Here is a 6,309-nt window from a genome sequence, read left to right as displayed (position 1 = left end):
CGGCCTGTCACGCCGGGGGTCGCGGGTTCGAGTCCCGTCCACTCCGCCACTTATATTAAGCCTCAGTCGAAAGACTGGGGCTTTTTTCGTTTCTACTGCGACGTTTCCCTGAAGAGTGTTTATACACCTAACTAGACTATTTCACATAATCCCTACTAAGCGAACTCTGCGTAATTACACACTAGGCTTTAATTAATTATAGGCCGGTGATGCTGTGGAAAGGCAATATGACCTACAAACAAGCCTAAGTAATCTATGGTATTCAAAGGCGTTCAACGACTTGAATCTTGATGAGAAAGAAAAAACGAATTGGAAGATGAAAGATTGAAGGAGCTCTTCATTAGCGAGGTGATGATTTTCGACGCTGAACATTTGATGAGTCTCAGAAAAAATATATCGCCAAAGGGTAAGAAGCGCCAGAACAGAGAGGGGTAGCTTAGCTCGAGGCTGTAAGCTATGCGGAATACTCACAAACGTCAAAGCTCAAACCCATTAAGAGAGTCGCTCTAGATCTAAGTGGTTATGTGCTCACTAGCGGTACTAGAAAATAGTTAAGTATTCCAAATGGATTATATGAAAAAGCCAACTGCTAAAGCGGTTGGCTTAGTATAAAAATCTCGACGTACTTTAGAGCGAGAAATGATGTCTAAAGAATACGTTTTAAAACACCATCTGCCTTTAGGCGGGTAATTTTTCTGACCAGTCGCTGTACCTCTATAGGATAGTCTTCTACTTTCTCTAATTGCTTATAAGTACAGATAAGGTGAGTATGCTCAAGAATACGCGAAACTTCGTCTTCAAACTTCTCAGTGAGCTTCGCATAATTGTCTTGTATGAGTAGCCCATTTTCTAGGTCGAGTGACCAAGCACGTGGATTTAGGTTATTCCCAGTAAGTAGCATATAGCGTTTATCAACCCAAATACCCTTAAGGTGGAAGCTGTTATTGTCATGCTTCCATAGGTGAATTGACAATTTACGTGCGGCGATATTCGCTTCATTGGCTTTCGCAAAGCGACGCAAATTCACTTCGTAAAGATATGGAAGTCCGCCAATGGTTTTAAAGTCTTCCTCAGGTGCAATGTAAAAGTCATTGGCGGTTTTATCGCCCACAACAATAGTTACTTTCACACCACGCTTCATGGCTCGTTTCACTTCACGATGAAGTGCTTTAGGGAAGTTAAAGTAAGGCGTACAAATGAAAATTTCGTCTTGGGCTGCTGCCAATAACTTTACAATCTGTTGATTGAGCAGATTACGGCGTTTGCCTAGCCCAACTAACGGAGTGACTTTTACACTTTCTTCTGTTGCAGCTTGGTCTTCAAACTTATAGTTGGCTTGAGCAAGAGAAGCCCTCAGTTGGCGAATCGCCGACTTTATTTCTTTGGTTTCTGGCTTATCTTTTCCTGCAAGATCATTAACGGCAGGGTGAGCAATCATTTCTTCCTGAATGAATTGCACCATTGAATTCGCTAAAGATTCATGTCGAATCACATGGTAACGATCAAATCGATAACGTTCATGATAATGGAGATAAACGTTATTTAAGCTCGCCCCACTGTAGATAACAGTATCATCGACAATGAAGCCTTTTAAATGCAGTACCCCAAAAACTTCTCTGCCACGCACTGGTATGCCATAGACAGGGATTGGGTGTTGGTATTTGCTGGCATATGCTTTGTAAAGCGCTGAATTACCCTCAGATGTCTCCGCACCAATCAGGCCACGCTGCGCTCGATGCCAGTCGACACAGATATTGATGTCCAACCCAGGATTGCGCTGTTTCGCTTCATAAAGCGCAGTGAGAATTTCACGTCCAGCTTCATCATCTTCCAGATATAGAGCGACTAGGTAAATTCGCGACGTTGCTTTGCTGATAGCATCTAAAAGACGGGTTCTGAATGATTCTGCTGAATACAGAACATCAAAGTCTTCCGGATTGACAGCGAGACTTGGCAACTGTTCGAATGGATTCCTACTTACTATCATATCGGTATGAGTACCTTAGTTTAGTGCAATATTGCGAACCTGCCATTTTATCAAAGATATGATTTACCTGGCTACAAAAGCACGCGTTTTGATGTCGTTGAAGAGATGAATTGCATTGGAATGAGATCTTTACCGCTATCTACATAACGTTGAAATGCCATTTTTAGCGGGTGTGGTAGCTCAGAGCAATCAATTGTTGTGAATCCATGCTTGGAATAATAGGATTCGAGATGTGTAAACGCGAAGCAATAATCGCCATCAGTGAAAACATTTTTTTTACAATGAGTTAGTAGTTCTTTTCCAATCCCTGTTCCCCTAACTTTCGGAATGACCAACATTCCTGTCAATAGACGAACTTTATCTACACTTTTTAAACGTAGTAACGCAATGATTTCACCTTTATGGCTTGCTGTAATGATCAATTCATCTTTTTTGGCTCGACCCGCAGGGTAATACGCTTTGTATAGTTTCTTAATGAGGGGGAGCTTGATGGGATTTAACACTTCTATGATTAATGAGTCTGGTATTGTCACTGCGGTTAAAAGATAACTAATGTAGAATGTCGACAGTTTAAGAGAATCTTATCTGGTGTTGCAAACCTACTATGCAAATTAAAACAAATGCGAGCCTAAAGGCTTACCATACTTTTGGAATTGAACAATCGTGTTCCTATTTAGCTATCGTTGAGTCGCTTGAAGATGTTATTGAGCTATTTCAAAACCCAAGATTCACCCATTTACCGAAACTTTTTTTAGGTAAAGGAAGTAATGTTCTTTTTACAGAACATTTTGAGGGATTAGTGATTGTTAATCGAATCATGGGTAAAGAAGTCACGGAAACGGATGAGCACTACCTATTACATATTGCCGGTGGTGAAGATTGGCCTGAATTGGTTTCCTGGTGTGTGAATCAGGGGATCGGTGGGATCGAGAACTTAGCTTTGATTCCAGGTTGTGCTGGCTCGGCTCCTATTCAGAACATTGGTGCGTATGGCCTAGAGCTAAAAGACATCTGTGATTATGTAGATGTTCTTGATCTAACTACGTTTGAAAACAAAAGAATGCACGCCCAAGACTGTGAGTTTGCCTATAGGGATTCCATATTTAAACATGCGTTGCACGGAAAGTGCTTTATCACCGCATTAGGGCTTAAGTTGGCGAAGCAATGGCAGCCGATTAACCAGTACGGTCCTTTACAAAGTATCCCAGAAGAACAACTCAGCCCTGCTTCTATCTTCGAACGAGTATGCCAAGTGCGAAAGGCAAAACTGCCAGATCCAACCAAGATAGGTAACGCAGGTAGTTTCTTTAAAAACCCAGTGATCACGCAAGATCACTATGATCGACTCACAAAAAAATACCCTAACGTAGTGGCCTACCCAGCTTCTGGAGGAATGAAAATTGCTGCTGGTTGGCTTATCGATCAGTGTGGATTAAAAGGGAAGTCTGTACACGGTGCGCAGGTCAACCCTATGCAAGCTTTGGTTTTGACCAACATGGATAATTGTAGTGCTGATGACATTGTCGCGCTTGCTTATTTAGTGAAGCAGACGGTATGGGATAAATACCAAATCATACTTGAGCATGAAGTACGCTTTCTCAATCGTACCGGGGAGACGAATTTGACTCAGATCGAGGCATCTAGATGAGAAAAGATCACTCTACGAAACTTCATATTTTAAGGTTATTAAGTGATGGAGAGTTTCATTCAGGAGAAGCGTTGGGCGACGATCTTAATGTTTCCAGAGCGGCAATCGCTAAGCACATTAAAGGTCTTAGTGAATGGGGTATTGATATTTATCGAGTGCAAGGGCGTGGTTACCAATTAGCTTCACCATTGCAGTTGTTAGACGAGACACTCCTGACCACTAGCTCGGAGTCACTTGTTGAACTTGTCCCTGTGATTGACTCAACGAACCAGTATTTGCTCGACAGAGTCGTGGATTCGGAAAAGGGCCGTGTTTGTATTGCTGAATATCAAGCACAAGGGCGTGGTCGCCGCGGTAGACAATGGGTCTCACCGTTTGGCTCTAACTTATATCTCTCTATGTATTGGCGACTGGATGCGGGAATGGCTGCGGCAATGGGCTTGAGCTTGGTGATTGGGATTGCCGCAGTGGAAGCTCTGGAAGAAGTAGGCATGCAAGGTGTTAAACTCAAGTGGCCGAATGACTTGTATTATCAAGATAAAAAACTGGCCGGAATCTTGGTTGAAATGTCGGGTCAGGCCGGTGGGGCTGCTCATCTAGTGATTGGGATGGGCCTGAATATTGGAATGCCTGACGACCAGCCTGAGATTGACCAGCCATGGACCACGTTGAACCAAGTAAATCAGAGTCTCAAGATCGATAGAAATGTTCTAGCAATGACACTTATCAAGCATTGGAATTCCGCACTTGTCGAATATGAAATGAAAGGACTTACTGGCTTTATCGAACGTTGGAATCGGTTAGACAATTTCCTTAATCGTCAGGTCAAACTGCTTATTGGTCCTAGAGAGGTATATGGCGTCGTTCGAGGCATCGATCATCAAGGTGGAATATTAATTGAAACCTCCCAAGGACTAGAGACTTATATTGGTGGTGAAATCTCGTTGCGTAAAAGTGACTAATCTTCGATTACTTTCGCAACGAGACTTTATCAACCAAGTGGTTAACGCCTTTGTGTAGAATCAAGTGGGCTCTCTCACGAGTTGGAAGAATATTCAATTCTAAATTGAGCCCATTAATATCATGCCAAATTTGCTTCGCTTTTTTCTTTGCGTCATCGACAGAGAGTTGTGTGTAGTGGCTAAAATAAGAGCCAGGTTTCGTAAAGGCCCCTTGGCGAAACTTTAAAAAGCGTTCTACATACCAATGTTCAATGGTCTCTGTTTCTGCGTCGACATAAATTGAAAAATCTAAAAAGTCAGAGACGAAGACACGATGCGGGTCATGTGGATAGTCCATTCCACTTTGCAGAACGTTTAAACCTTCAATAATAAGAACATCCGGTCTATCCACTTTTCTTAGTTCATCAGTAATGTCATACGTGATGTGAGAGTAGATGGGTACTTCAAGATCGGGCTTTCCTGCCTTTACGTCAGACATGAACTCGACTAAGCGCTTGATATCATAGGATTCTGGGAAGCCTTTACGATGCATGATACCGCGTTCTTCTAGTACTTTTTTCGGATATAGGAAGCCATCTGTTGTAACCAAGGACACTTTGGGATGATTCTCCCAACGAGAAAGCAATGCCGTTAGAATACGAGCAGTCGTACTTTTGCCTACAGCAACACTGCCAGCGATACCAATTACGAAAGGGGGAGCATGTTCCTCTGTATTTAAGAATTGTTGTAATACGGAATTGCGGCTTTGACGAGCCTGGACATACAGATTCAAAAGACGAGACAAAGGAAGGTAGATCTCTACCGCTTCCTCCATGGTTAGGTTTTCATTAATGCCCTGAAGCGCAGTCAAGTCGTCTTCAGAAAGTGTCATCGGTACAGAGTTTCTTAACTCGGCCCAATTTGCACGGTCAAATGACAAAAATGGACTCATGGGTCTCTTTTATCCTTGGTTTAATAGAAGCAAGAACATACATCAAGCGAACTTCAAAGCAAACGACAAAGGTCGAAGTTTACTTTAAAAAAGCTAAGTTTGTACGAATTTGCAGCAAACGAATCTAAAAAATCGAAATTTATGATTTTTTTTCAAATTACTATTGCAACCTAGAAAATCATTCAATAGAATGCGCACCACTTATGCCGACTTAGCTCAGTAGGTAGAGCAACTGACTTGTAATCAGTAGGTCACCAGTTCGATTCCGGTAGTCGGCACCATTCTTTCCTTTAGTAGTCTGAATGGCTTGAAAATTTGGAGGGGTTCCCGAGTGGCCAAAGGGAGCAGACTGTAAATCTGCCGGCACTGCCTTCGATGGTTCGAATCCGTCCCCCTCCACCATATTCTTTAGGAAATAGCTCTCAGAGTTACGTGTTGCGGGCATCGTATAATGGCTATTACCTCAGCCTTCCAAGCTGATGATGCGGGTTCGATTCCCGCTGCCCGCTCCACTCTAATTTGAGTGCTGATATAGCTCAGGTGGTAGAGCGCATCCTTGGTAAGGATGAGGTCGGCAGTTCGAGTCTGCCTATCAGCACCAGCTCTCAAGTTTATTTCCTTTTGATATTAGATTTACCAATTATCTTTTTTTGGTTGCGTGGTCAATTTGGGCCACCTAAATCCGTACCTAGAGGGACCACTCATGTCTAAAGAAAAATTTGAACGTACGAAACCGCACGTTAACGTTGGTACTATCGGCCACGTTGACCACGGTAAAACA

The 6,309-nt window shown here is 42.7% G+C and carries 5 protein-coding genes and 4 tRNA genes; 6 read left to right on the top strand and 3 right to left on the bottom strand.

Annotation, left to right across the window (positions count from 1 at the left end):
- Window positions 1-646: 646 nt before the first annotated feature.
- Together pssA and R7F64_RS23480 are read right to left on the bottom strand one after the other, a co-directional pair.
- Window positions 647-1,987, bottom strand: coding sequence for a CDP-diacylglycerol--serine O-phosphatidyltransferase (gene pssA / locus R7F64_RS23485; protein ID WP_025768993.1), 1,341 nt, complete (start codon window positions 1,985-1,987; stop codon window positions 647-649).
- Window positions 1,988-2,058: 71 nt separating this feature from the next.
- Window positions 2,059-2,490 carry a GNAT family N-acetyltransferase gene (locus R7F64_RS23480; RefSeq protein WP_025768994.1) on the bottom strand — a complete coding sequence of 144 codons (432 nt, stop codon included), beginning with the start codon at window positions 2,488-2,490 and terminating at the stop codon, window positions 2,059-2,061.
- Between the two features lie 101 nt (window positions 2,491-2,591).
- Here R7F64_RS23480 and murB point away from each other — a divergent pair, with 101 nt between their 5' ends.
- Window positions 2,592-3,635, top strand: a complete 1,044-nt coding sequence (murB, locus tag R7F64_RS23475; protein WP_025768995.1) for a UDP-N-acetylmuramate dehydrogenase — start codon at window positions 2,592-2,594, stop codon at window positions 3,633-3,635.
- Window positions 3,632-4,597: a bifunctional biotin--[acetyl-CoA-carboxylase] ligase/biotin operon repressor BirA gene (birA, locus tag R7F64_RS23470; RefSeq protein WP_033907505.1), complete on the top strand. Its 966-nt coding sequence runs from the start codon at window positions 3,632-3,634 to the stop codon at window positions 4,595-4,597. Before murB ends, birA begins: the two co-directional genes overlap by 4 nt.
- A 7-nt stretch (window positions 4,598-4,604) precedes the next feature.
- Here birA and coaA read toward each other — a convergent pair whose 3' ends face one another.
- Complete coding sequence (coaA, locus tag R7F64_RS23465; RefSeq protein ID WP_005388683.1) at window positions 4,605-5,528, bottom strand: type I pantothenate kinase; 924 nt, start codon at window positions 5,526-5,528, stop codon at window positions 4,605-4,607.
- A gap of 205 nt (window positions 5,529-5,733) precedes the next feature.
- Between coaA and R7F64_RS23460 the strand changes: the two genes are divergently transcribed.
- The 4 genes from R7F64_RS23460 (at window position 5,734) to R7F64_RS23445 (ending at window position 6,129) form a co-directional block, all read left to right on the top strand.
- A tRNA-Thr gene (locus tag R7F64_RS23460) sits at window positions 5,734-5,809 on the top strand.
- Between the two features lie 36 nt (window positions 5,810-5,845).
- A tRNA-Tyr gene (locus R7F64_RS23455) sits at window positions 5,846-5,930 on the top strand.
- A 35-nt stretch (window positions 5,931-5,965) separates the two neighbouring features.
- Window positions 5,966-6,040: transfer RNA gene (locus R7F64_RS23450), tRNA-Gly, on the top strand.
- Between the two features lie 13 nt (window positions 6,041-6,053).
- Window positions 6,054-6,129 (top strand) — tRNA-Thr (locus R7F64_RS23445).
- Window positions 6,130-6,309: the final 180 nt, after the last annotated feature.

Origin of the sequence: Vibrio sp. Vb1980 (assembly GCF_033338615.1) — a bacterium.
Classification (GTDB): domain Bacteria; phylum Pseudomonadota; class Gammaproteobacteria; order Enterobacterales; family Vibrionaceae; genus Vibrio; species Vibrio alginolyticus.
Note: the sequence above shows the minus strand (reverse complement) of the source record. Positions and strands in the feature narration are given on the sequence as shown.

Excerpts from the sequence above, each read along its gene's own strand:
- pssA (WP_025768993.1), bottom strand. The coding sequence starts at position 1,987 with ATGATAGTAAGTAGGAATCCATTCGAACAGTTGCCAAGTCTCGCTGTC.
- murB (WP_025768995.1), top strand. The coding sequence starts at position 2,592 with ATGCAAATTAAAACAAATGCGAGCCTAAAGGCTTACCATACTTTTGGA.
- birA (WP_033907505.1), top strand. The coding sequence starts at position 3,632 with ATGAGAAAAGATCACTCTACGAAACTTCATATTTTAAGGTTATTAAGT.
- coaA (WP_005388683.1), bottom strand. The coding sequence starts at position 5,528 with ATGAGTCCATTTTTGTCATTTGACCGTGCAAATTGGGCCGAGTTAAGA.